At 46.9% G+C, this 23,097-nt stretch carries 17 protein-coding genes; all 17 read right to left on the bottom strand.

Annotation, left to right across the window (positions count from 1 at the left end; genetic code table 11):
• Positions 1-16 precede the first annotated feature (16 nt).
• Complete coding sequence (gene mutL, locus DHBDCA_RS02980; RefSeq protein WP_015042675.1) at positions 17-2,062, bottom strand: DNA mismatch repair endonuclease MutL; 2,046 nt, start codon at positions 2,060-2,062, stop codon at positions 17-19.
• Positions 2,052-3,383, bottom strand: a complete 1,332-nt coding sequence (locus DHBDCA_RS02975) for a histone deacetylase family protein (RefSeq protein ID WP_015042674.1) — start codon at positions 3,381-3,383, stop codon at positions 2,052-2,054. Before DHBDCA_RS02975 ends, mutL begins: the two co-directional genes overlap by 11 nt.
• Entirely contained in the window at positions 3,380-5,050 is a 1,671-nt protein-coding gene (locus tag DHBDCA_RS02970) for a hydantoinase/oxoprolinase family protein (RefSeq protein WP_015042673.1), read from the bottom strand. The genes DHBDCA_RS02975 and DHBDCA_RS02970 overlap by 4 nt, the downstream gene beginning before the upstream one ends.
• Positions 5,051-5,623: 573 nt before the next feature.
• Positions 5,624-8,176 carry a DNA mismatch repair protein MutS gene (mutS, locus tag DHBDCA_RS02965; protein ID WP_015042672.1) on the bottom strand — a complete coding sequence of 851 codons (2,553 nt, stop codon included), beginning with the start codon at positions 8,174-8,176 and terminating at the stop codon, positions 5,624-5,626.
• On the bottom strand, positions 8,173-9,507 hold the full coding sequence (gene miaB / locus DHBDCA_RS02960) for a tRNA (N6-isopentenyl adenosine(37)-C2)-methylthiotransferase MiaB (RefSeq protein WP_015042671.1): 1,335 nt from the start codon (positions 9,505-9,507) through the stop codon (positions 8,173-8,175). Before miaB ends, mutS begins: the two co-directional genes overlap by 4 nt.
• Before the next feature lie 212 nt (positions 9,508-9,719).
• Positions 9,720-10,577 (bottom strand): DegV family protein, encoded by an 858-nt coding sequence (locus tag DHBDCA_RS02955; protein ID WP_015042670.1) that lies wholly within the window; start codon positions 10,575-10,577, stop codon positions 9,720-9,722.
• 130 nt (positions 10,578-10,707) lie between these two features.
• Positions 10,708-12,243: a peptidoglycan DD-metalloendopeptidase family protein gene (locus tag DHBDCA_RS02950; RefSeq protein ID WP_015042669.1), complete on the bottom strand. Its 1,536-nt coding sequence runs from the start codon at positions 12,241-12,243 to the stop codon at positions 10,708-10,710.
• Between the two features lie 125 nt (positions 12,244-12,368).
• The gene (locus DHBDCA_RS02945) at positions 12,369-13,454 is read right to left on the bottom strand and encodes a MinD/ParA family protein (protein ID WP_015042668.1); all 1,086 of its coding nucleotides are present in this window, start codon (positions 13,452-13,454) and stop codon (positions 12,369-12,371) included.
• Between the two features lie 155 nt (positions 13,455-13,609).
• Entirely contained in the window at positions 13,610-14,386 is a 777-nt protein-coding gene (locus DHBDCA_RS02940; protein ID WP_015042667.1) for a DeoR/GlpR family DNA-binding transcription regulator, read from the bottom strand.
• 96 nt (positions 14,387-14,482) lie between these two features.
• Positions 14,483-16,210, bottom strand: coding sequence for a pyruvate kinase (gene pyk / locus DHBDCA_RS02935; RefSeq protein WP_034378302.1), 1,728 nt, complete (start codon positions 16,208-16,210; stop codon positions 14,483-14,485).
• Positions 16,211-16,457: 247 nt separating this feature from the next.
• Entirely contained in the window at positions 16,458-17,468 is a 1,011-nt protein-coding gene (gene gap, locus DHBDCA_RS02930; protein WP_015042665.1) for a type I glyceraldehyde-3-phosphate dehydrogenase, read from the bottom strand.
• 207 nt (positions 17,469-17,675) lie between these two features.
• Positions 17,676-18,221 carry an HD domain-containing protein gene (locus DHBDCA_RS02925; protein WP_015042664.1) on the bottom strand — a complete coding sequence of 182 codons (546 nt, stop codon included), beginning with the start codon at positions 18,219-18,221 and terminating at the stop codon, positions 17,676-17,678.
• A complete protein-coding gene (locus DHBDCA_RS02920; RefSeq protein WP_015042663.1) occupies positions 18,172-18,897 on the bottom strand; it encodes a putative ABC transporter permease in 726 nt (241 codons plus the stop codon). Before DHBDCA_RS02920 ends, DHBDCA_RS02925 begins: the two co-directional genes overlap by 50 nt.
• 77 nt (positions 18,898-18,974) lie before the next feature.
• The gene (larB, locus tag DHBDCA_RS02915) at positions 18,975-19,724 is read right to left on the bottom strand and encodes a nickel pincer cofactor biosynthesis protein LarB (protein WP_015042662.1); all 750 of its coding nucleotides are present in this window, start codon (positions 19,722-19,724) and stop codon (positions 18,975-18,977) included.
• Positions 19,725-19,741: 17 nt separating this feature from the next.
• Positions 19,742-20,746 carry a M42 family metallopeptidase gene (locus DHBDCA_RS02910; RefSeq protein ID WP_015042661.1) on the bottom strand — a complete coding sequence of 335 codons (1,005 nt, stop codon included), beginning with the start codon at positions 20,744-20,746 and terminating at the stop codon, positions 19,742-19,744.
• Between the two features lie 213 nt (positions 20,747-20,959).
• Positions 20,960-22,015, bottom strand: a complete 1,056-nt coding sequence (locus DHBDCA_RS02905) for a M42 family metallopeptidase (protein ID WP_015042660.1) — start codon at positions 22,013-22,015, stop codon at positions 20,960-20,962.
• A 1-nt stretch (position 22,016) separates the two neighbouring features.
• A complete protein-coding gene (locus DHBDCA_RS02900; RefSeq protein ID WP_034378292.1) occupies positions 22,017-23,075 on the bottom strand; it encodes a M20/M25/M40 family metallo-hydrolase in 1,059 nt (352 codons plus the stop codon).
• Between the last annotated feature and the right edge of the window lie 22 nt (positions 23,076-23,097).

Raw genomic sequence — 23,097 nt, 5'->3', positions numbered from 1 at the left:
CGAAATTAAATTCTTTTCATTCCCTCTCAAACTTATGATTGAGTTCTTTCTCGGATATCTGAATGATCGTAGGGCGGCCATGGGGACAGGAGTAAGGATTATCTGCTCTGCCCAACTTTTGTATGATCTCATCCATCTCCTGAACCATTAAGCGCTCTTTGCCTTTGACAGCCGACCTGCAGGCCAGCATCATGATCCACTCTTCCAGAAGCTTCTCCAAGGATGGAGAAAAAGATGTGTTCAGGATTTCATCGATAAAGGCCTTGAACATCTTCCCCGGTGATTCCAGGTTCTCCAGCAGCGGAACCCCCCGCAAAAAGTACGTCCTGTCTCCGAAGTGTTCAAAAATGAAGCCCATTCCATGTAGTTCGTCAAAATGCGCAAGCAGGATCTGCTCCTCCTGAACTGTAAGTTCTACCGTTTCCGGAATCAAAAGGAGCTGGCTTGCCGCTTCGCTTCGTTTGGCAAGTCGGAGCAGGCTTTCGTATCTGATCCGTTCATGGGCTGCGTGCTGGTCTATAATATACAGATTCTTGTCGTCTGCAGCAAGAATATACATATGAAAGACTTGTCCAACAGCTTTCAGTTCCAGGAATTTCGAGACGGTTTCCTTATCCTGCTGCGAAGTGTGAGATACTTCAGTCATTTCGTCCGGGAAGATCTTCGAAATATTGTCGGTGATGCGCCCACGATCGCGGTCTGAGGCAATCTCTGGATTACGATCAGAAATCGTGTCGGGAGTGCGCTCTGGAACCCGATCAGGTATACTTTCTGGTATACCCCCGGATAATCTGTCAGAAATGTAGTCCGTCTGGTCTGACTGTGGTTCAGACAGTTGTTCTTTAAGGTATGGGTAATGATGTTCTTTTATCTTCTCTACATCTCTGAAAGACTGAGTTTTGGGGATGATTGGTATATCACTATCGTACGCCGGAGAGCTTTGATCTGACCTATTCGGTTCCAGCGGCCGGTATAATATCTTGAGTTGTTCCCAGTGAGACGGACTGGATTCAGACGGAGCCGATTCTGAGGCCCTTGTTTTTCCCGTAAAGGAATATTTCCGCATTGGAAAACTGTCCAGAAGGTTTTTCTGGATAACCTCCGTAATCTTCCTGCTCAATTCTTTTTCTTCTTTAAATTTGATTTCCAGTTTGGCGGGATGGACATTCACGTCATAATCCGAAGGAGGCAGGTTCAGCGAAATAACACATACCGGATAGGTATTGGCGGGAATCAGCGTATGATAACCGTCTTTAATGGCCTGATTCATTAACTGGGAACGGATCACCCTGCCGTTAACAAAAAAGGTAAGACCGCTGCGTGACGACCTGACATGCTCCGGCATGCTGACATAACCGAAAATCTCAAGGCTTTCATCCTGGTAGGATATCGGCAGCATTTTACGGGCAGCATCATTGCCACTGACGGCTGCTATGGCCTCGATAAGACTGCCGTTTCCAGGCGTATGCAGTAAGATATTATTCGGGTGACGCAGGGAAAAAGCAACATCAGGTCTGGCTAGGGAAAGTCTGCCGACCATGTCGGAAATCCAGCCAAACTCCGTAACGGCTGAACGCAGGAACTTGTGTCTGGCCGGTGTATTATAAAACAAGTCTTTGACAGTTACGACTGTACCCGGCGGGCATCCGATTTCCGTCATGGAAAGGAACGTGCCGCCCTCAACTTTTAATTCCTGACCTGCAACATCATCCGGTGTCCGCGTCATAATACTCAATTTGGATACCGAGGCGATGCTCGGCAGCGCTTCTCCGCGAAATCCCAATGTTCTGAGGTCATCGAGGTCTGTAATTGCTGATATTTTACTGGTAGCATGCGGAAGAACTGCCAGACGCAAATCTTCGGCCAGAATTCCGGCGCCGTCGTCTTTCACTCTGATTAGCGCTGTACCTCCACCCTCTATACTGATATCTATTTTTCGGGCACCGGCATCCAGTGCGTTTTCAACCAGTTCTTTGACTACGGAAAGAGGCCTTTCCACAACCTCGCCGGCTGCAATTTGATTGATGCAATGCTCCTCAAGGAGCTTAATTCTAGCCGCCAAATGGATTCACCTCCCTGCCGTCCCTCCATAAATGGACTTGATCTCTCAATTGATTTTGCAGTAGAACGGTCTTTTCCAATTTCTTAAAAGTCTCTGCCAGATCGTATCCAGCCTGTTCGCAATCGGGACATGCTTCAAACGGAATTCTGGCAAGCACCGCTTTTTGAAAAGCCGACGTTTTTTGGGATATCATCAGCACCGTTCCCCCGCAATGACTGCATTTGCGGATGTATTCCTTGCGGTTTTCTTTAAATCCATCCGTATCATAATAAATACTTTTTTCGGAATATACCCAGTCACCTGCCGGCAGAAACTGTTCTTTACGGAAAACCCAGGAAGGCCGGACAGCCTTATTCGTTCTTTTCAGATCGGTCAGAAAAGAGCGGATCGTATCACCGCCAATTTCAGTATTCTGAGGTTTCTGCGACTCCACCACCCCGGAATAATCTTCTCCGGCCAGCGCCAGGAAAATAGCCATATTGATATAAGGCAGCGCACCTTCAATCGCGTATCCGCCTTCCAATACTGCAAGATCGGGCTTGATCATTTCAGTGATTTTGCCATAGCCTCTGGCCGTTACATTCATCGAAGCCAACGGATCCGTGAAATGGTTGTCCTGTCCGGCGGAATTGATGATCAGATCCGGTTTAAATGCTTCCACTGCAGGCATAATCCAGTTTTCCAGCGCATAGAGGAAACCTTCATCACCAACTCCCGGCAGAAGCGGGATATTCAGTACCGATCCCCAGGCATTCGGCCCGCCTTTTTCTTCCGTAAATCCGGTTCCGGGAAATATGGTTCTGCCGTCCTGATGGATCGATATATATAAGACATTCGGATCATGATAAAAAATATCCTGCGTCCCGTCACCGTGATGAACATCCGTATCAATGACGGCAATCTTTTTGATGCCGTATTTGGCCCGAAGGACATTAATTAAAATAGCTTCATTATTCAGGGTGCAGAATCCTCTGTTTCCCCAGACTGTCGCTCCGGAATGATGGCCAGGCGGGCGCACCAGCGCAAAGCCGTTCGTAATTTCCTTTTTCATCAGCGCGTTGCCCAGAACCAGCGAACTTCCAACAGCGATCAGATGGGCATCGAGATTATGCTGCTGGAGATCCGGAAAAATCGCCTGGGTTCGTAAAACATCAAAGAGATCCGCCACCCCGGGAGAGTATTGCCTGACCTGGGGAAGATCCATGATCCCTTCTTCAAAGATCTGTTCCTGGGTATAAAGCAAGCGTTCTTCCCGTTCCGGATGGAATTCCCCAAGAGACCAGTCAAAAGCCGGAAAAAAGATAATTCCTGTCTTGTTCATGACCGTATCCTCCCAATGACTCCCGGCGGAACATGCATCGCACCTTTGACAATCTGGCCGACCGTATGATAATTCTCAACCAGCGGAAAGTAATCAAAGATCTCTTTCTCCAGGTCGTCTGTTTCTATTCCAAGACCGACTGCCTGTTTTTGCGCTAATTCTTTCAAAAAATCTTCTACTTCCCGATGGGGTTTTTTGGGTCCGGTCCAAATACCCTGCTCCCCGGTTTCCTCTATCCTGTAAATGGAGAACTTCGTATCCAGGTGGAGCGTCCAGGAAAAGGTTGGTTTAGCCATCGCTGCTCCGATCGCATTCGAGACTTCCGAGAATTCTGTCAGAACCGTCCGCAGCTTCATCCGGTCCTCCAGCGCTGCTTCAAGCCCCGGTGCTCCTCCTCCGCTGAGCTGGATATAGAATTTAAAATCATCATGATGATGGATGACTTCCCAGACCTTATAGGCCGGCTCGGTTTTCCATTCCTCTAGCAGCTGCTCAATGGCCCGAGCAATTTTTTCAACCATTTTCTCAACGATGATCTCTGCTGTCCGGCGCAGATCAGATGCTGTTCTTTGGTTCTCGGGCAGGAGCATGCCAAGCGCTTCTTCAGCCCGCTGCAGATCACCGTAATCCGTCAGATTCAGGTAGCGCAGCGCATCCGTAGGTGTCGGGCTGATTCCTCCTATGCAGTAGGCAGGACCTAAGCGGTACTCGGCCAGCATAACCTCTCCCTGATCCAGACAGACAGCTGAATCCCCTCCAATCGAGACTGAACGTACAGCCAGCGAGCGGACATTCGTCAGGAAGGGTCCGATCTGCGCGCCGTGGGTGCTGATTAACGGAGATCCGGATAATACCAGCCCTATATCAGTCGTGGTTCCGCCGATATCGACAACGACATAGGATTCCTCCGGATTGCTCTGGGCGAGCGTTCCAAGTACACTTGCCGCCGGTCCGGAGTAAATCGACTCAACCGGTCTGATCTTTGCCAGCGGCAAGACCCCGCCATCCGCCTTTAGCACCCGGATCGGCGCCCGGCATCCCCTTGCCTCAACCGCCATCTTCAACTGATAAGCAAAATTCTGAAACAATTCTGTTGCGGCCAGGTTCAGATAAGTCGTCAGACTTCTGCGGTAGAAATTGGCCTGCCCGGACTGACTTCCCAGAGCCGTTGTAATTCCGGGCACCTCTCGATGCAAATATGCCGCCAGCTGCTCCTCAAAGACATTGTTGCGATGGGAGAATTTGCTGACAATGGCCGTAAGTGGCTTAACAGACTGTTTGTTCAATTTTTCAGCAAGCGTCTGCCACTCTGATTGATCCGCTGGCACAACGACCCTTCCCCGATAATCCAAAACACCGGTCAAAACACTGTAATCCACCGGCCATGGCAATGAGGAAAGCTTCATGCCGGTCCCCGGGAAAAGGATCAGTTCGACCTCAGGCAGGTCTTTTTGCATAATCGCGTTCGTTACAAGCGTCGTACTGACGGTGATCGTTTCGATGTTTTTAGCCTTGGAAATTTGGAGATAATCCAGGGCGCTGATGATTGTATTCAGAATGTCATCCTGATTGGTCGGGATTTTACCCTTGCGCTCGATCACGCCATTTGTGATCATGACAGCATCGGTAAATGTTCCGCCCACATCGATGCCAATAAGGCTGGCCATTGTTATCTCCTCCTTCTAAAAAGCATTAATCTGTGTCATTTATTCGATACATGTTTGTGTAAATAGTTTATATATGTGTTTATTGCTCAAATCATTTTTGTATGGGGTTGGTCTGCGCAATCAGTATTATTATCAAATTATGTATTGTTTCAAGTTTTTGCATGCTATCCTTTCTAATGAGACTTGAAGAGCTGGGTTCTGGGTTTGAGCAAACATTATCAGATGCGTCAGGATATATTCGTGTATGTATCACGATAGATTATGTATAAGGCTATTATGCATATCTCAAAGCTAAGATATTATTCATAAAAGGAAATCTACATTAAAGCATATTCTGATAAGCGTACGACCCTAACATGCTTATAATCAGTCTGTGGGCCACAGTTCCGCGACAAGCGGAGCATGGAGTGCGCAGCGCGGCCTTTTGCGCCACGGAGGGCGCAACGGCCGAAAGCGGTATTGTGGCCCACAGACAGGCCACATACAGGGATTTTTCGTTTTCGAAAAGGCCACATAACATTAGAATGCAGAAGGTCTCATTAAGATATCACACAATAACACACAGAAATACTGTTAAATAATCTTGGTCGCCTTAACGCGGCTGACCAGATCATAGAGGTAATCCATCGCCTGACGCGGTGCAAGATTATCCAGATCGAGTTCTTCAAGCTCCTTGAAGATCGGATGCGTGCTCTGGGTATCAAACAGTGATGGCTGCAGCATATTGGCGTCAACAGCTTTCACTATCTTGCGCTGGGTCGGGGAATTTTCGAGCTCACCGAGAATGATAGCCGCCCTTTTTAAGAGATGAGGCGGAAGGCCGGCAATTTTCGCCACATGAAGGCCATAGCTCCGGTCAGCTTTGCCGGGAAGTATTTTATGCAGGAAAACAACATCGTCCCCCTGTTCCCTAACAGCCACATGCAGATTAAAAACTTCAGGATAACGTTCTTCTAATTCGGTTAGCTCGTGGTAATGTGTCGCAAATAATGTTTTGGCTTTAATGTTGGTGTTTTCAACCAGATATTCGGCAATGGCCCAGGCCAGACTGAGACCGTCAAACGTGGCTGTTCCCCTACCGACTTCGTCCAGAATAATCAGACTGTCCGCCGTGGCATTTTTGAGGATATGGGCGACTTCGTTCATTTCGACCATAAATGTACTTTGCCCTGCTGCCAGGTTATCGGCGGCTCCTACCCGGGTAAAAATACAGTCGGCGATCGAAATGGCGGCCTTCTGAGCCGGCACGAAGCTGCCGATCTGGGCCATTAAAACGATCAGTGCTACCTGGCGCATATAGGTCGATTTCCCGGCCATATTGGGGCCGGTAATCAGTGCAAGGTGTTTATTACGGGTAAGATAGGTATCATTCGGAACAAACGTATCACAGATTCTTTCCACAACCGGATGCCGTCCCTCAACAATATGAATGATCCCATCGGAACGTATTTCCGGTTTGACATAATTGTTCTGAATAGCGGTTCCGGCCAAGGATACAAAAACATCGATTTCGGCCAGCGACTGGGCCGCGTTAATGATCAGCAGCGAACAAGCTAGAACCTTGTCCCGAAGCACAGAAAACAGCTGATATTCGAGATCGCTGAGTTTGTCCTGCGCAGTCAGGACGCGCTGCTCGTATTCCTTTAATTCCGGGGTGATGAATCGCTCGGCATTAACCAGCGTCTGTTTTCGCTGATAATCATCCGGAATCAAATGAGCATTCGCATTGGTGATTTCAATAAAGTACCCAAAGTTCTTATTAAAGCCGATCTTCAACGAACGGATTTTGGTGCGTTCTCTTTCCTGGTTTTCGAGGCGGGCAATCCATTCTTTGCCACCGGACGATATCGCCCTTAAACTATCAATTTCTGCGGAATAGCCGTTCTGAATAATATTTCCATCTTTCGGTGAGTACGGTGCTTCAGGGTTTATGGCCGCAAGCAGTTCCTGCGCAAGGTCATCAAGTCCTGCCAGGGACGGCAGATATTTAGCCAATTTTTGAGAATCGTTGTCAGTGATGCAATCTCTGACCTTGGGCAGGCAGGATAACGTGCTGCCCAGCGCCAGCAGATCCCGGGGACTTGCTTTGCCGAGGGACAGCTTTCCAAGCAGCCTTTCCAGGTCATACACTGTTGTCAAAGCTTTTTGTATATCTTGGCGTAAAAAAGTATTCCGTGTTAACTCTTCGACGGAAGCCAGCCGTTCATTAATGCTTTCAGGATCGCGTAAGGGTTGCTGCACCCAATTTCTGAGCAGTCTAGCACCAAAGGCCGTTTTGGTTAAATTCAGGGTGGAAAATAAGGTCCCCTTCTCATCGCTGGTCCGCAGTGATTCAACAAGCTCAAGATTTCTTCTGGTCCATTTGTCGAGAACCATTGCCGTGCTGCTTTGGCTCACTGAAATGCGCAGGATATGTTCCTGTCCCGAGTTGGGGATATTCTGACTGATATACTGCCAGAGTCCGGCGGCAGCTTTACAGGCAACCGGCATTTGCTGCAAAAGCTCTGCCTGCTCCTTAAATCTTTCACGAAGTTCAGCCGTCCTCAGGAACAAATTTTTTTCGATCGCTGTCAGATAATAATCCGTAAATAGCTTGGACAGCATCGCAATGTCCTTGGGCAGGATAAGTTCTGAGGGTGCAATACGGTTTAATTCTGCCTGCAGTATTTGAATGGACGGCGTTTCCATGATCCGGAAATCACCCGTTGTGATGTCGAGATAAGCGAGCGCCCACGTTTTCTCCTTATAGACACACGCTAAATAGTTGTTCTTTGTTTCCGAACTGATATTGTCCAGCGTACCCGGCGTCACAATCCGGACAATATCTCTTTTGACAATCCCTTTACTGGCTTGAGGATCTTCCATTTGTTCACAAATGGCAACTTTAAATCCAGCAGCGACCAATTTCAGAAGATAACCGTCCACCGCATGATGCGGAACTCCGCACATGGGTATTTTCTGGCCCTTGCCTGCGTCCCGTGCCGTTAGCACAATTTCCAGAACTGGAGCAGCGGTCTCGGCATCCTGGCCAAACATTTCATAAAAATCGCCAAGCCTGAAAAACAGGATCGTATCCGGTACCCTGTTCTTTATCTTTTGATATTGCTGCAGCATGGGTGTATTCATGGTTCACTTAGCTCCCCAAAAAGCGTCCAGGAATTTGCAGATCTGATTGTAACCGAAACAAGTGAACCAACCAAGTCCTCCCTGCTTTCAAATACAACAATCTCATTTCCTCTGGTACGGCCTGTTAAATATTTAGAATCCGACTTGCTGGGTCCTTCCACCAGAATTTCATAGCGGTTGCCAATCATTTTCTGGCGCCAACTCAGACTCTGAGAATTTTGAAGCACCATCAGGCGCTGCAGACGGTTCTTCTTGATGTCGAGCGGAACCTGATCCGGAAGCAACGCCCCCGCCGTCCCGGATCGTTTGGAAAACATAAAGGTAAAGGCCTGGTTGAAAGGCACTGTATTGACAAGCTCAAGCGTCAGTTCAAAATCTTCTTCCGTTTCCCCGGGAAACCCAACAATAATATCGGTTGTCAATCGGGCCTCGGGTACAATTTCCAGAATACGCGCAATTCTTTCCAGGTAATATTCCCTGGTATACCCTCTATTCATCGCCGTCAGCACTTGATTGCTTCCGGCCTGGAATGGCAGATGGAAGTGTTCACAGATATGCTCGCCGCGGGCTACCGTTTCGATCAGCTTATCACTGAAATCTTTGGGATGAGAGGTCATAAACCGGATTCGGTAAAGCCCTTCAATTTTATCGATTTCATTCAGTAAATCGGAAAAATCATAGGCAAAACCGTCTTTTTTCCCGTAGGAATTGACATTCTGGCCAAGCAAGGTAACATCACGGCAGCCATTTTCGACAAGTGTCCTGATTTCGTCCAGAATGACGTCCATCGGACGGCTGCGTTCTCTTCCCCTGACATAAGGAACAATGCAATAGGCACAATAATTGTCACAGCCATACATGATGTTGACATTGGTACGAAGCTTTCCTTTTTCAGCTAAAGGAACAACCTCAGTGGTTTCACAGGCAGCCTCGGAAACAAGTGAGGCTTTGCCGCCCTGATCCGCTGTTTTCAGCAAATCTTCAAATTGATGATGATCAAAGGTCCCTGTCCAGATATCAACATGAGAGGCCTTTTTTTGCAGTTTTTCCAGCAGGCCGGGCTGTTGGATCATGCATCCGGCAACCGCAATCTTAAGCTGCGGTTTTTTTTCTTTTAGATTTTTTAATTGACCGATTTTGCCAATAATTTTATTTTCTGCGCTTTCTCTGACACAACAGGTATTAATGATAACCAAATCGGCCTGTTCAGGGTTGTCGGTACGCTCGTACCCGTTTTTTTCCGAAATGGCCGTCAAGGTCTCGGCATCCCGCTCGGACATTTGACAGCCATACGAAATCGTACACACTTTCTTATTCATTTTGTTCGACATATATTCAATCAATCCTCTGCTTGAAAGCGTTCATATAATATTTATGCAGATAAAAACTGTTGCTATGAAGACTTACTTATAAAACTTATGATCAGTCTGAAGGCCACAGTTCCGCTGTGAGCGTAGCAGTATTGCGAAGCGCGGCCTTTTGCGTCAAGGAGGACGCAAAAGGCCGGAAAGTGGTATTGTGGCCTTTAGACCTACCCGGTTTATTACATCTTCGAAACGGACTGATAATACAGCGCCAGAGTTCCCGGTCCGACATGACTGCCTACAACACAGCCAATATCACTAATAATTACGTCTTTGACCTGCAGTGTATTTTTAATTTCTTCAGCCAGGGCTTCGGCTTCTTCCAGACATGCCGAATGAGAAATCCCGATCACTTGCTTTTCTGCTTCGACTATTTCATTTTTCATGATTTCGATGAGCTTGCGGATCGCCGCTTTTCTGGATCTGACTTTGTTGAATACGTCAATTTTTCCTTCCGTATTCATGTGCAGGATCGGTTTGACATCCAAAAGTCCGGCGACGAATCCGGCGGTTTTGCTTAATCTTCCGCCTTTCACAAGGTACTCCAGCGTATCAATGGTAAAAATGTACCGCATTCTATTTTTAATCTCCATGATTTGCGGTTCAATCTCCTGCCAGGTATCGGTATGCTTCAGTATTTCTGACGCAAGTATGGCCTGCAGCCCAAATCCCAAAGATGCACCAAGGCTGTCGATGATATGTATTCTCTCCGAAACGCTGCACATTTCCCGCACCATCACTGCCGTTTGACAAGTTGAACTTAAGCCGGAAGACAGGTGTATGGCAATAACTTCTTTACCTTCAGCCAACACTTTTTCGTAGGCACCCTTTAAGAGATTCAAATTAGGCTGCGAAGTCTTCGGGAGTTCTTTATAGTCTTTGAAGTCAGCATAGAATTTTTCCGGAAAAATATCGATTCCTTCTGCATAGGTGACCCCATCAATATTAACCGGCATCGGGACAACAACAATCCCAAGCTTTTCAGCTAGATCTCTCGGAATATCTGAAGCGCTGTCTACTACGATCTGAAATGGCATGCTATCACTCCATCCAAAAAATGATACTATAAATAATCCTACCAATTACATCCTGTTTGTCAAGTTTTTCTGATAGACTTAGACAGTTTAAAAAAAATAGCGCTTGTCCAAGCGCTATTTTATTCCTGTTTTAGAGATAGTTCAAAGGATTTACAGTACTGCCGTTAATGATTACTTCAAAATGCAGGTGTGATCCTGTTGAATTGCCGGTTGAGCCTACATTACCGATGTTTTGGCCTTTCGATACAGTTTGTCCGACACTGACAAACAGTTTGGATGAGTGACCATACCGGGTAGATACGCCATTACCATGATCGATCATGATGCAGTATCCATATCCGCCATCCCATCCTGCTTCCACAACGGTGCCGGAAGCTGCTGCATAATAGGGCTGGCCGGTAACTCCATCAATGTCGATTCCAGTATGGAAGCTTCCATGTCGAGAACCATAATAGGAGGTAATGCCTCCGCTGATGGGCCAGCTTAAACCGGAGATACTGCCCGATCCGCGGGATGTCCCCACATAGACAATTGAGCGGCCAGGACCTTTGGCAACAATCTGATTTACAGGTTTACTGACGACTTCTTCCTTGACAACCTGCTTTTCGATCATTTTACCATTTTCCTCAACATACGAATATGTAACGGCCTTTTCACCATCTTTACCAGCCTGCTTAATGATACTCTTGCCGTAGCCGATACTGCTGTCCGTCTTGGAAACCACATCAAACGGAACAATCTCACTGACTACTTTCGTACCTTCACTTCGTACTGTAAGGTAAGGCTTTGTTTGAACCAGCTTGATTTTCTGTCCCGGCTGAATTACTGAGTCTTCAGTAAATCCCGGGTTAGCAGCAATCACTTCGTCTGTCAGCATATTGTTCTTACGGGCAATCAGCCATAAAGAATCATCTTCTTGAATGGTATACGTGGTTTCTGCCACATCGCCTTTAACCAAGATTTCCAAAGCAGCATCAACTGTCTTGACTTCACTCGGATGAACCTTTGATGCAATTTTGGAGACCGGTTCGACAATTTTGACTAAAGAAACAGTATTATTTTTCGAAGGCTTCGTCTGATAATCCTCATACTTTTTCAACAAAGTATTGATATCTTGTTCGTTGGCTAAAGCAACCACGACTTTGCCATTCACCTGTAACCCAAAGCCATCGACATACGGCTTAATGGCATTTGCCAAAACATCTTTAGACACCGGCCCGGTATAATCTTCATTCTTTAATCTTAGACTTTTATATTCTATGGTATCGCTGGTCTGAGCAACGGTTCCAGCTGCGCTCCCCTGCTGGGTAAGAATCTCTTGAACCAGTTGTTTAGCCTCAGACTTACTTGCTGCATAACCAATGTTTTTACCGTTTACAACAATACCTACTGCCGGAGTTGTCGCGCTAAAATAAAAACAACCACTGAAAATCACTGCCAAAGCCAGCGCGGTGATCCCGATCGTCTTTGGAGATTTCCAGGAAATATTTTTAATCTTTGCTGCTGTCTTCGAAAAAATTTCTTTATATTCGATTTTATTTGCTAAGTTCACGACGCCAAATTTTATTCTTTTCGCTTGCTTAGCCAAAGCCTCTGCAGTATTCACTTTTTTAAATTTTTGTATGATTTTGTCCAGATAATTTTTGTTTATCTTTCTACTAATCATTCTCGCCCCCCTTGGCTTGTCATTCGTACACTGCTATATCATACCATTAATTAAGCCTTAAGAAAATACAGGAATTTTCCAATTCATTGACGCACACGTTTATTCCTTGAGAAATTCCTTATATTCTAGGCAAAATTTCTTTTAATTTTATTGATAAAGGACAAGATTCCCGTGGACCTTTCATGGGTGACTCTTTTCCCAAGAAGCGTTTTGGCGATACTGAGGACCTGAACTGCATATTCCGAATTAGGCTGGGATAAAAATAAGGGGTTTTGACTCTTTAAGGATTTTGTGACTTTTTTGTCATCATAAATCCAGCCAAGCAGTTCCGGCTGCAGCTTGAGATACTTGGACGAAGCTTTCTTAAATGTTTCACAGCACTTTATCGCTTCGGCTTCATCTTCACAGCGATTGATCACCAGGTAAGGACGGATATTCGAATTGCGGTACGCCAGCGCTTTGGTCAGTCCGTATGTATCCATCATCGCGTGCGGTTCTGTGGTGGTAATCAGCAACAGGTCATCCGCCGCCTCCAAAAATTTAAGTACGACTTCCGAAATACCCGCTCCGGTATCGATCAGAAAGATATCACATTCACCTTCCAGATCCGCAAATCCGGATATGATACGGTTAAACTGAAGAGGACTGAGATTTGTTAACGATGAAATACCGCTTGAACCCGGCAGAAGCTTAATTCCTCCCGGGCCGGGAGTCAGAATGTCCTTTAAGGTGCACTCTCCTTTCAGGACATGGGTAAGGTTCAGCGGATTATTCAATTTCAACAATAATTCGACATTGGCCATCCCAATATCGGCATCAAGGATAATAACTCTTTTACCAAGCTGGCTTAAAGCCATACTCAAATTGATGGTGAGTGAAGTTTTACCAACTCCGCCCTTACCGCTGCCGATCGCAATGACTCTGGATTTTTTTTGCTGTCTCTGGACAGTTGGAATCGTAACGCACCAGCTCTGCTGAGCAGGCTGCCGGGAAATCACTTCGGATGTAAGGACGGTTCTCGAATCGGAAACCAGCCAGCGTATCACGGTACCAATCGGGATCAGCAGCAGATAACCTTTATGTAAAGTGATTGCCAATTCCAAGCGGTCAGGGAATACATTCTTTATTTCTGCAGTATAGATGTCGTGAAACAATTCGGAGTTTGTCGTAAAATTAAGTTTTTGTCCTGCAAAGAATTGTGGCTGATTCATTAATTTCCTCCCGAATTCTGAACTGCTATATAATTTTCTACAACGAAGGACAAGTTCCCTTCTGGCTTATAAAAAAAAATGACTGCAATGGGCAATCATTTTATATTACCATAAGCAATTTTCAGGGCCAACGTGTAAAGAACGCTAAGGCTGAATTATGGAAGCAATACTTTAGGAGAAGCAATAATGACTTCTACACCGTATTGCTCGATTTTATCAATTTGCTCCGGAGATGCCCCGGCATCGGTGATAAACTTATTTACCTTTTCCCATTTGGCAAACGTATGGTAGAGAATGTGACCGAGTTTCGCGCTGTGAGCGACAAGAATAACTTCCCTGGCCGAAGTAATCATGGCCTGTTTGACTTCGGATTCGATCATGCTCGATGTCGAAAGACCTTTTTCCGTGCTGATGCCTGTCGCCGACAGAAACAGTTTATCCGCGTAGAAACCATCCAGGTTTTCCCTAGTCATCGGACCCAGCAGCGAATAGGTCGTGCTTTGCACTTCCCCGCCTGTTAGGACAGTCGTGATATCTTCACGCATACTGAGAATTTCGGCAACGGCAAGGGAATTCGTTACAACCGTGCATTTTATGTCAAGGGCGAGCGCAATCGACAGCGTCGTCGTTCCAGAATCCAGAATCACGGATTCTCCTTCATTAATCAGAGCAGCCGCTACTCGGCCAATGCTAAGCTTTTCACTTTGGGCTTCGCCAAGCCGGGTGGTAAAAACGGTATTTTTAATTTGAGGGTTTTGAGGATAAACGGCTTTGCCGTGTTCCCGCTGAATCAAGCCCATCAAAGCAAGTTGTTTAAGATCACGGCGTATGGTCATTTCGGAAACATTAAACTCAGCAGCCAGTTCCGCTACCGTCAAATGCCCGTGTTTTTGGAGCAAATATCTGATTTTTTCCTGTCTGCCTGCTGTCAACTACCCACCTCCAGCTTTACATATGCATTTCATGCTATATTGCCATATTAAAGTTTATTTAAGTATGACAAGGTATTAGATCTGCCAGTTCTTTGTTTATAGTATTGCAACGGAACCCTCATAGACAACACCAGACAAGGCGTCTACAGTAATTAAAACACCTTCCTGAATCTTCTGTACAGCGTCATCCGCTCCGACGATTGCCGGAATTCCATATTCCAAAGCGACAATAGCCGCATGTGAAGTCAGTCCTCCGCGTTCAATCACAACTGCACCGGCTTTCGCCATAACCGGAAGCTGCTCGGCATCCGTGAAAGGGGCTATAAGAATATCTCCTTGGCTGAATTTTTCCGGATCGCTAACTTTGCTTGCTTTTCCCGAATAAGCTCTTCGTCCGATCCCGGTACCTCTTACCAGCACATTCCCGACCGCCTGGACTTTGATCAGATTGGTCGTGCCAACTTTGCCGACTGGGACACCCGCAGTCAGCACCACAACATCGCCGGTTTGAATCAATTTCTGATCCAAAGATCTTGTCACGGCAACGGAAAGCAGTTGGTCCGTTCCTGTACTTTCCGAGACAATGATGGTATGAACACCCCAGCTGAGGGTCAGGCTTCTCGCTACTTCGGGATAAGGCGTTGTTGCGATGATCAGAGACTTCGGCCGGTAACGGGAAATCATTCTGGCTGTTTTGCCGGACTGGGTCGGCGTAATGATTGCGGCCGCGTTCAGATCCGCTGCTATGGTATAACTGGCATGACCGATCGCGTCGGCAATATTGCGTCCTTTTTCCAACGGGGCACTGGTCTTAAAAAATATCCCTTCAGCCTTGTGCGCTATTTTATCCATTGTTTGTACCGCTTCGACCGGAAATTCACCGGCTGCAGTCTCACCAGAGAGCATGATCGCGTCCGTGCCGTCTAAAATGGCATTGGCGACATCACTTGCTTCTGCTCTGGTCGGACGCGGTTGGTGCGTCATCGATTCCAGCATCTGCGTCGCTACGATGACTGTTTTGCCCAACGCATTGCATTTGCAAATAATCTCTTTTTGATAAATTGGGACTTCTTCCACCGGGATTTCCACGCCAAGGTCTCCCCGGGCTACCATAATACCGTCGGCAACTTCCAAAATACTGTCGATATTACGTATACCTTCATGACTTTCGATCTTGGCGATAATCTTTACCGCAGCGTTCGCTTCCTCGACGACTTTCCGCACTTCCAGAATATCCGAAGCCTTGCGGGTAAAGGAAGCCGCGATAAAATCAATCCCGTTTCGCAGCCCGAACTGAATATCTTCGATATCTTTCAGTGTGAGGGCCGGCAGCTGAATGCTGGCGCCGGGAACATTGACCCCTTTTTGGGATTTTAGCAGGCCCCCGTTTCTGACGATCGTCGTGATTTGTCCATTTGCAGCTGAGGCGACTTCCAGGTCAAGCAGCCCATCACTCAGCAGAATATGATTTCCGGGCACAACCTCGGTCCAGAGATCCGGATAGGTCACAAAGACCCGCTCCGCAGAACCAAGGCTTTCATCCTGATCAAGCATAAAGTTGCTTCCATTTTCCAGATGGACCCCTTGCTCAGGAACCAAGCCTGTACGAATCTCCGGACCTTTGGTATCCAGCAGGATCCCCAGATTAACACCGGTTTGTTCTGCAGCAGTCTTGAGGTTCACAATTGTTTTTCCATGCGTCTCATGACTGCCGTGAGAAAAGTTAAGTCTGGCCACATTCATGCCGGACTGAATCAGCTGTCTAATCTTTTCCGGATGCTCACTGGCGGGACCGATCGTACAAATGATCTTGGTTCTTCGCATCATATCGCCCTCTCTTGCTGAATTTGGCTAACAGCGACATACTTAATTTGCCTACGAAAAATAACTGTCATGCAAAGATTCATCTACATTACTCCAGATTTTGTCTGCGTGCCACAATTCCAGCGTCAAGCGAAGCAGGATGCGTAGCGCAGCCTTTTGTGTCAAGGAGGACACAACGGCTGGAAGCGGAATTGTGGCATGCAGACAGGCCCGAGATACTAAAAATGTTATTTACCCAAGATATTAATTAAAGCCCACGGGCAGCCATCATCTTGATCACATCGACCACCCTGTTCGAATAGCCGGATTCATTGTCATACCAGGCCAGGACTTTGACCATCTTATCGCCGATAACCATTGTGGACAGTCCGTCAACGATCGAACTGGCGTTATTGCCGTTATAATCGCTCGAAACAAGGGGCAGTTCGTTATAGGAAAGGATTCCTTTAAGCTCACCTTCTGCAGCCTGTTTAAGCTTGGCATTGACTTCTTCCTTCGTCGTCACTTTGCTGACATTCACAACAAAATCGACCAAAGACACATTCGGTGTCGGGACTCTTACTGCCAGACCATTCAGCTTTCCTTTGAGTTCTGGCAAAACAAGGGCCACGGCTTTTGCCGCTCCTGTGGTTGTCGGGATCATTGATTGGAATGCAGCTCTGGCTCTGCGCCAGTCGGAATGCTCAAAGTCTAGAATTCTCTGGTCATTGGTTACGGAGTGCGTTGTTGTCATCATTCCCTGCTCGATGCCAAATTCTTTCATAATCACTTTCGCAACAGGAGCCAGGCAGTTGGTGGTACAAGAAGCGTTGGAAATGATATGATGTTTGGCCGGATCATATTTATCGTCATTGACACCCATCACAATCGTGATATCTTCATCTTTACCGGGTGCCGAAATCACAACCTTTTTAGCGCCTGCTTTCAGGTGTTTACCTGCGCCTTCCCTGTCCACAAATCTTCCGGTCGATTCAATCACGACATCGATGCCCATTTCTTTCCAGGGTAGCTCTTCCGGGTTCTTTTCGGCCAGAAGTTTTATGGTGCTTCCTTTGACCTTCATCACACCATCTTCGACGATAACATCGTAAGGCAGTGTACCGTGGGTAGAATCATATTTCAGCAAATGCGCCAGCATATCTGCTTTGCCAAGATCATTGACTGCAACGACTTCCAAATCCCCTGAAGATTCAAGGAGAGCTCTCATACAAAGCCTTCCGATTCTGCCAAAACCATTGATTGCTACTTTAACGGACATAAATATCATCCTCCAAATGTTTATTTAAACATATATATTCCGTGTAAATGAACATATTCCTGCTTCAAAATGTTAATTCGCACATTTTTGTTTTGAAAATTTGCATATGAACATAGCGTCCCCAGAAAAAAACAAATCTTTCAGGAAATTTCAAGGATTACTGCATAAAAAAACCAGGATAGCTTAATGAGATACTATCCTGGTTTATCATTTTCTTTCTAATTGTGGTTGCTGATCATCAGCGTTTTTAAATGATCCTTCCTTGCTATCGCCGATTTTTGGAATAACGATTTCAAACAGTGCGCAGTATTTATCTGCGAAGGCGACAACAAACGATTCCGTATAGCGCGGCGGTTTCACAGTTAAGGGCCACATATGCTTGACAATAATGTCCTTTTCCACATCATTCAAAATAAAATACTTGCCGGCATTTTCCAGGGCAGCTGACGGATGCGTAAATCCGTGCAACCCCTTTTCCGGTTTCGTCGTATGCCAGTCATACAGAAAAAAGTCGTGCAGGAGTCCGCCCCGCGCCGCAGACCGGAAGTCGAGCCCCAGTCTACGGCAAAGCATAAAACTGGTGTAGGACACGGAAAAGCTGTGTTCCAGACAGGTAATATGCTTATGATGAATATACTTCTCCATGACATACAGTTTTTCGTTAATGATCAATTCCTGAATACAGTCCCGGTATTCATCGAAATCACTGGAATCTGTCTTTAAGTTCGATCTTAATTTTGTTAAGCCTTTCATTCAGGATGCTCCTTACATCACGGTTAATGATACCCGCATTCAAAACCATCAGGCGTGGAAAAGCCAGGAAAAACCGTTTGTATTTCAATACCTTTTCTCGATATTTGATTACGGGGACGTTGGCATAATTCAGAATGACTTCCCTGAGATTCAGCGCATCGCCGACAGATTTCACTGTATCTGCGAAAAAGTAGACAATAAACGCAATGACCAGATACACCTTGACTTCCGCCGGTATCAAGAATACCCTTGCCGAAATGACCGGATGAACATACTGGAGCAGCACAAAGGCCAGCAAACCCCAGAGTACAGAATATTCCAGACAGATATACCCCTTTAGATTGGCGGTTTTATTGCTGTAGTCCCACCATTTGTAGTGAAATATTTTTTCCAGAAGAAACCCTGTCAGATATTCCAATCCGGTAACAACCAGGGCAGCCATCAAAATACTGATCAGTACTGCGGCTGGTGAGCTTTCAAAGACGGAACTCGCCCATTGGGAAGAAAGAAGCACTAAAACAGCGCTAAAACCATAAAGCGGGCAAAAGAATCCGGCTAAAAAGCCCCTGTTGACAAATTTTCCATGGACGATGCAGGCAAACCCCGATTCCAGCATCCAGCCTAAAAAAGAATAGATTGTAAAGAATAACAGAATATCCATTTCGCTGCTTCCCATGATTCCCCCTCCTCTCCTCCATTTAAAACTAAGATTAATCACAATTATTAATAAATTCTTTTAATTTTTTAGCCTCGTTATATTCCCGCCTGATTAATCAGCGAAGCCAGATACCCGGCTCCAAAGCCGTTGTCAATATTTACAACGCCGATTCCTTCCGAGCAGCTGTTCAGCATGGTAAGCAAAGGGGCGAGTCCGCCAAAATTTGCGCCATAACCGACACTTGTTGGGACCGCGATGACCGGACTGGCGACCAGTCCACCGACAACACTTGGCAGCACGCCGTCCATCCCGGCGACAACAATCAGCACCTTGGCCTGCTGCAGCCGCTCCGACTGGGACAATAGTCGGTGAAGACCTGCTACGCCTGTATCATACATGCGTTCGACCTTATTGCCCATAGCTTCCGCGGTTACAGCCGCCTCTTCGGCAACCGGCAAATCTGAAGTACCTGCACTCACAACGAGGATATTGCCAACAGACCGTTGAACCCCTTTTCTGATCACAATCGTGCGGGAGGTTTCATTGAACTCAGCCGACGGGATCTCCCGGCAGACGACCTCATAGACTTCCCTGCTGGCTCTCGTTGCGAGTACGTTCTGATCGGAAACCTCATGCAGTTTTTTGGCAATCTGAACAATTTGGTCTGTCGTTTTGCCCGGACAAAAGATTGCTTCCGGAAAACCCTTACGATACTGACGGTGAGTATCCAAACGCGCATAGCCCATGTCACAGCTGTACATCTGCTCAAGCTGCTGCAAGCCTTCATCGATTGAAATCTGACTGTCCTGAACCTGATTCAGGATTTGTTTAATTTTATCTTTCATGTTATTCCTACTCTCTCTTATTCAAGTAAGGCAAGCAACAGCGATATACCGGATCTAATATCGTTTTTAGACGCAATTTCACCTGGCGTATGCAGATGCCGGACTGGAACAGCCAGGCCCCCGGTAGGGATCCCGCCTTTGGTCAGGTGAACCGGGCCGGAATCGGTACCTCCGTTTGTAATGATTTCCCATTGATAGGGTATCTCGTGCTGTTCGGCGATTTCGGCCATCCAGTTTTTAATTTGGGGAGATACGACGATCGATCTGTCCATCACTTTAATCGCAATACCTTTATTCAGAGAAGTCCGCGGCACCTCGTATTCCCTGGGCATATCAAAACTGAACGTCGTATCGATATTCAAAGCGAGATCCGGTTCCAGCGCGTAGGCAGCTGTTTTTGCTCCGCGCGCGCCTACTTCTTCCTGGGCAGTAAACACAAAGTACAAGTCATCCTGGCTGCTGACTCTTTTCAATACTTCCAAGGCGATAAAACAGCCTGCCCGGTTATCCAGCGCTTTGGAGATCATACAGTCTTTGGTCTCCTGATAAGCTCCGGAGAATACGGCCATATCGCCTTCCCGGACCATCGTTCTGGCCTCTTGCTCACTGGTTGCTCCAAGATCGAGGAACAGCCGTTCCGGTGAATTTTCATCCGGCTTCTTTTTCTCTTCACGGCTGACGACACCTACTGCTCCGTTGGCAAAAACAAAGCGCTGCGCGAGCAGAACATGATCTCGTAAACCGCCAACCGGTGCAAAATACAGATAGCCCTGCTTATTGATATGGGTCACCATGATGCCGACTTCATCCATATGGCAGGCAATCATCATTTTCCTTCCCTGGCCTTTTTTTCTGACAATCAGATTACCCAGTGTATCCGTATAAGCGGTATCCGCATAATTTTTTGTCTGGTCTAAAATCAGCGCCGCAACGTTGTGTTCTTGGCCTGAAGGACCAAAAGTCTGGGTGAGCTGCTGAAGTAAGGTGAAATCTAAAGGGTCTAAAGGTTTTGTATCTGTCATAAAGAGCCTCCTACTTCTTATCAGGGATTCCATTAGGCGTATTTTCTCGGGTAAGTCTGAGGTCCACAATACCGCTTTTCGGCTCTTGTGCCATCCTTGGCGCGTCGCTCCTTGCCATCCATGGCATCGCGACATTAGGCCATCCGTGGCCGTCAAAAAGCCGCGCTCCGCATCCAGCTTCGCTTTTCGCCGAACTGTGGCCCTCGGACTATGTTAAGAAATATTAAGATTTAAGAAATCGTGAATGTCATTTAAAATGCATTGAAGAAGCCGCACGCAGTGCTGATAATCATTCTTTGAAATGATGGAGCTCATGGTATGAATATTCCGGCAGGGTACACTGAGTGTAATCGTAGGTATGCCGATACCGGCCTGATGGATATTTCCTGCATCATTGGCCGCGGCAGCCCCTTGTCTGAATTGGAGCGGAATATTATTTTTTGCAGCTGCAGCCATCACTTTTTGGACGAGTCCAGGTTTATAGACGGTTGCGGAATCCATCAGCGAACAGGCCGGACCGTTTCCTAGTGTGACAATCCAGTTTTCCCGTTCGGATTCAGTAAAATCAGCAGCGCGTGTCGCCTCAACAACCAGTGCCAGATCAGCCTGAAGATAATTGCTTACCACTTTCGATCCGCGCAGGCCGACCTCCTCCTGTACTGTGAATACGGCTGTCAGATCACAAGGATAATCCTGTTCTAAGAGCTCCATGATCGCCGCACAGCCCACCCTGTCATCAAGAGCTTTTCCTTTGTACAGTCCTGAACCAATCTCTTCAAATATTGTTGGGAATGTGACGTAATCGCCCAGCTTCACAACGTTCTCTGCTTCTGCCTTCGAGGATGCCCCGATATCGATGTAGAGATCCTCAACATCTGGGATTTTTTTTCTTTCCTCCGTTTTCTGTAAATGAACAGCTTTCAAACCGATGACGCCCTGCAGACCGCCGCTGAATACGACAGTCTTAGCTATCAGGATCCCCGGTTCAATACCGCCGACAGTCTGAAACTTCAGATAGCCATCCGCAGTAATTTCCGTAACCATCAGGCCGATTTCATCCATATGGGCACAAACCAGGACTTTTGGCATTTTTTCACCGGAACCTTTTTCAATCCCTTTTTTCTCTATCAGTAGATTTCCGATTTGATCCGTCCTGCAGGAATTTAACTTTTCCTGGAGTCGGTATTTAAGATGTTCCAGAATAAAATCCCTGACAGTCTTTTCATTACCGGATACGCCGTTAAGTTCAGATAATTCTTTTAACAGCATGTTAGAGTTCCTCCAATTCTTCCGGCAACGACGCAATGAAATACGCCAGCAGCTTGCCGCATTCAACAATATCCTGCAGCGAGGCCGTCTCGACGGACGTATGCATATACCGGAGAGGTATGGAGACCAGCCCGGTCGGTATACCATAACCGGTCAGCTGAATTACTCTGGCATCGGTGCCTGTTGCCCCGGGGACCGCCTGCCGCTGACAGGCAATCCTGTTCTGCTGTGCACTGTCGGAGAGCCTGGCGTAGACCCAGGGATGGATATTCGGACCGAGACTGATCACCGGTCCTTTCGCCAGTTCAGCGGAAACCTGACTTTTGGTATCCAGCGTTTGGGCATGCGTCACATCAACGGCAACTGCCAGCGACGGCAGAAGTCGCTCTGAGCTGGTAAGCCCTCCTCTTAAACCCACTTCTTCCTGAACCGTAGCGACCGCTACCACATCATGCTGATGTTTCATACCCATCAGTTCGTTCAGGCATACAGCCAGTACTGCGACTCCAGCTCTGTCGTCAAGCGCTTTGCCGGATATTCTGTCGTTGAGCAGATGCAGTGGGCATCTTTTGATGCTGGCGATATCTCCCGGTTTGACCATTTGAACTGCCGCTGCATCATTAAAACCGATATCGATCACCAGATCCTCTATATCGAGGGTCTGCTGTTTTTTGCTGTCCTTGTGGGAAGATCCCAGGCAAACTACGCCCCGCAGCTCTTCCTTTCCGTGTACCAGGATTTCCTGGTAAAGCAAGGTTCTCTGGTCAATTCCGCCGAGCGTGACAAAGTGTAAAAATCCTCTTTCATCAATATGGGTGATCATCAATCCGATCTCGTCGATATGGGCAGCAAGCATTACGGAATGTTTCCCGCTGTGTTCTCCTTTTTTAACCGCATAGAAATTGCCGATAAAATCAGAGAAAGTCTCTGTCGATAGTGGCACAAAAATATCCTGAAGTGTTGTTTTTAAGCCCTGTTCATACCCGGAAACACCTGTCATTTCCGTTAACGAACAGGTAAGTTCCCGCGCAAGCTCGAAGGAGTTCCTTAACACGTGCATCCTCCTTTCCTTAGTACCCTGT

The organism is Dehalobacter sp. DCA (assembly GCF_000305775.1).
Classification (GTDB): Bacteria; Bacillota; Desulfitobacteriia; order Desulfitobacteriales; family Syntrophobotulaceae; genus Dehalobacter; species Dehalobacter alkaniphilus.
The sequence above is the reverse complement of the archived record's forward strand: the minus strand, read 5'-3'. Positions and strand labels throughout refer to the sequence as shown.

Excerpts from the sequence above, each read along its gene's own strand:
- DHBDCA_RS02975 (WP_015042674.1), bottom strand. The coding sequence starts at position 3,383 with ATGAACAAGACAGGAATTATCTTTTTTCCGGCTTTTGACTGGTCTCTT.
- DHBDCA_RS02970 (WP_015042673.1), bottom strand. The coding sequence starts at position 5,050 with ATGGCCAGCCTTATTGGCATCGATGTGGGCGGAACATTTACCGATGCT.
- mutS (WP_015042672.1), bottom strand. The coding sequence starts at position 8,176 with ATGAATACACCCATGCTGCAGCAATATCAAAAGATAAAGAACAGGGTA.
- miaB (WP_015042671.1), bottom strand. The coding sequence starts at position 9,507 with ATGTCGAACAAAATGAATAAGAAAGTGTGTACGATTTCGTATGGCTGT.
- DHBDCA_RS02955 (WP_015042670.1), bottom strand. The coding sequence starts at position 10,577 with ATGCCATTTCAGATCGTAGTAGACAGCGCTTCAGATATTCCGAGAGAT.
- DHBDCA_RS02950 (WP_015042669.1), bottom strand. The coding sequence starts at position 12,243 with ATGATTAGTAGAAAGATAAACAAAAATTATCTGGACAAAATCATACAA.
- DHBDCA_RS02945 (WP_015042668.1), bottom strand. The coding sequence starts at position 13,454 with ATGAATCAGCCACAATTCTTTGCAGGACAAAAACTTAATTTTACGACA.
- pyk (WP_034378302.1), bottom strand. The coding sequence starts at position 16,210 with ATGCGAAGAACCAAGATCATTTGTACGATCGGTCCCGCCAGTGAGCAT.
- gap (WP_015042665.1), bottom strand. The coding sequence starts at position 17,468 with ATGTCCGTTAAAGTAGCAATCAATGGTTTTGGCAGAATCGGAAGGCTT.
- DHBDCA_RS02925 (WP_015042664.1), bottom strand. The coding sequence starts at position 18,221 with ATGAAAGGCTTAACAAAATTAAGATCGAACTTAAAGACAGATTCCAGT.
- DHBDCA_RS02920 (WP_015042663.1), bottom strand. The coding sequence starts at position 18,897 with ATGGGAAGCAGCGAAATGGATATTCTGTTATTCTTTACAATCTATTCT.
- larB (WP_015042662.1), bottom strand. The coding sequence starts at position 19,724 with ATGAAAGATAAAATTAAACAAATCCTGAATCAGGTTCAGGACAGTCAG.
- DHBDCA_RS02910 (WP_015042661.1), bottom strand. The coding sequence starts at position 20,746 with ATGACAGATACAAAACCTTTAGACCCTTTAGATTTCACCTTACTTCAG.
- DHBDCA_RS02905 (WP_015042660.1), bottom strand. The coding sequence starts at position 22,015 with ATGCTGTTAAAAGAATTATCTGAACTTAACGGCGTATCCGGTAATGAA.
- DHBDCA_RS02900 (WP_034378292.1), bottom strand. The coding sequence starts at position 23,075 with ATGCACGTGTTAAGGAACTCCTTCGAGCTTGCGCGGGAACTTACCTGT.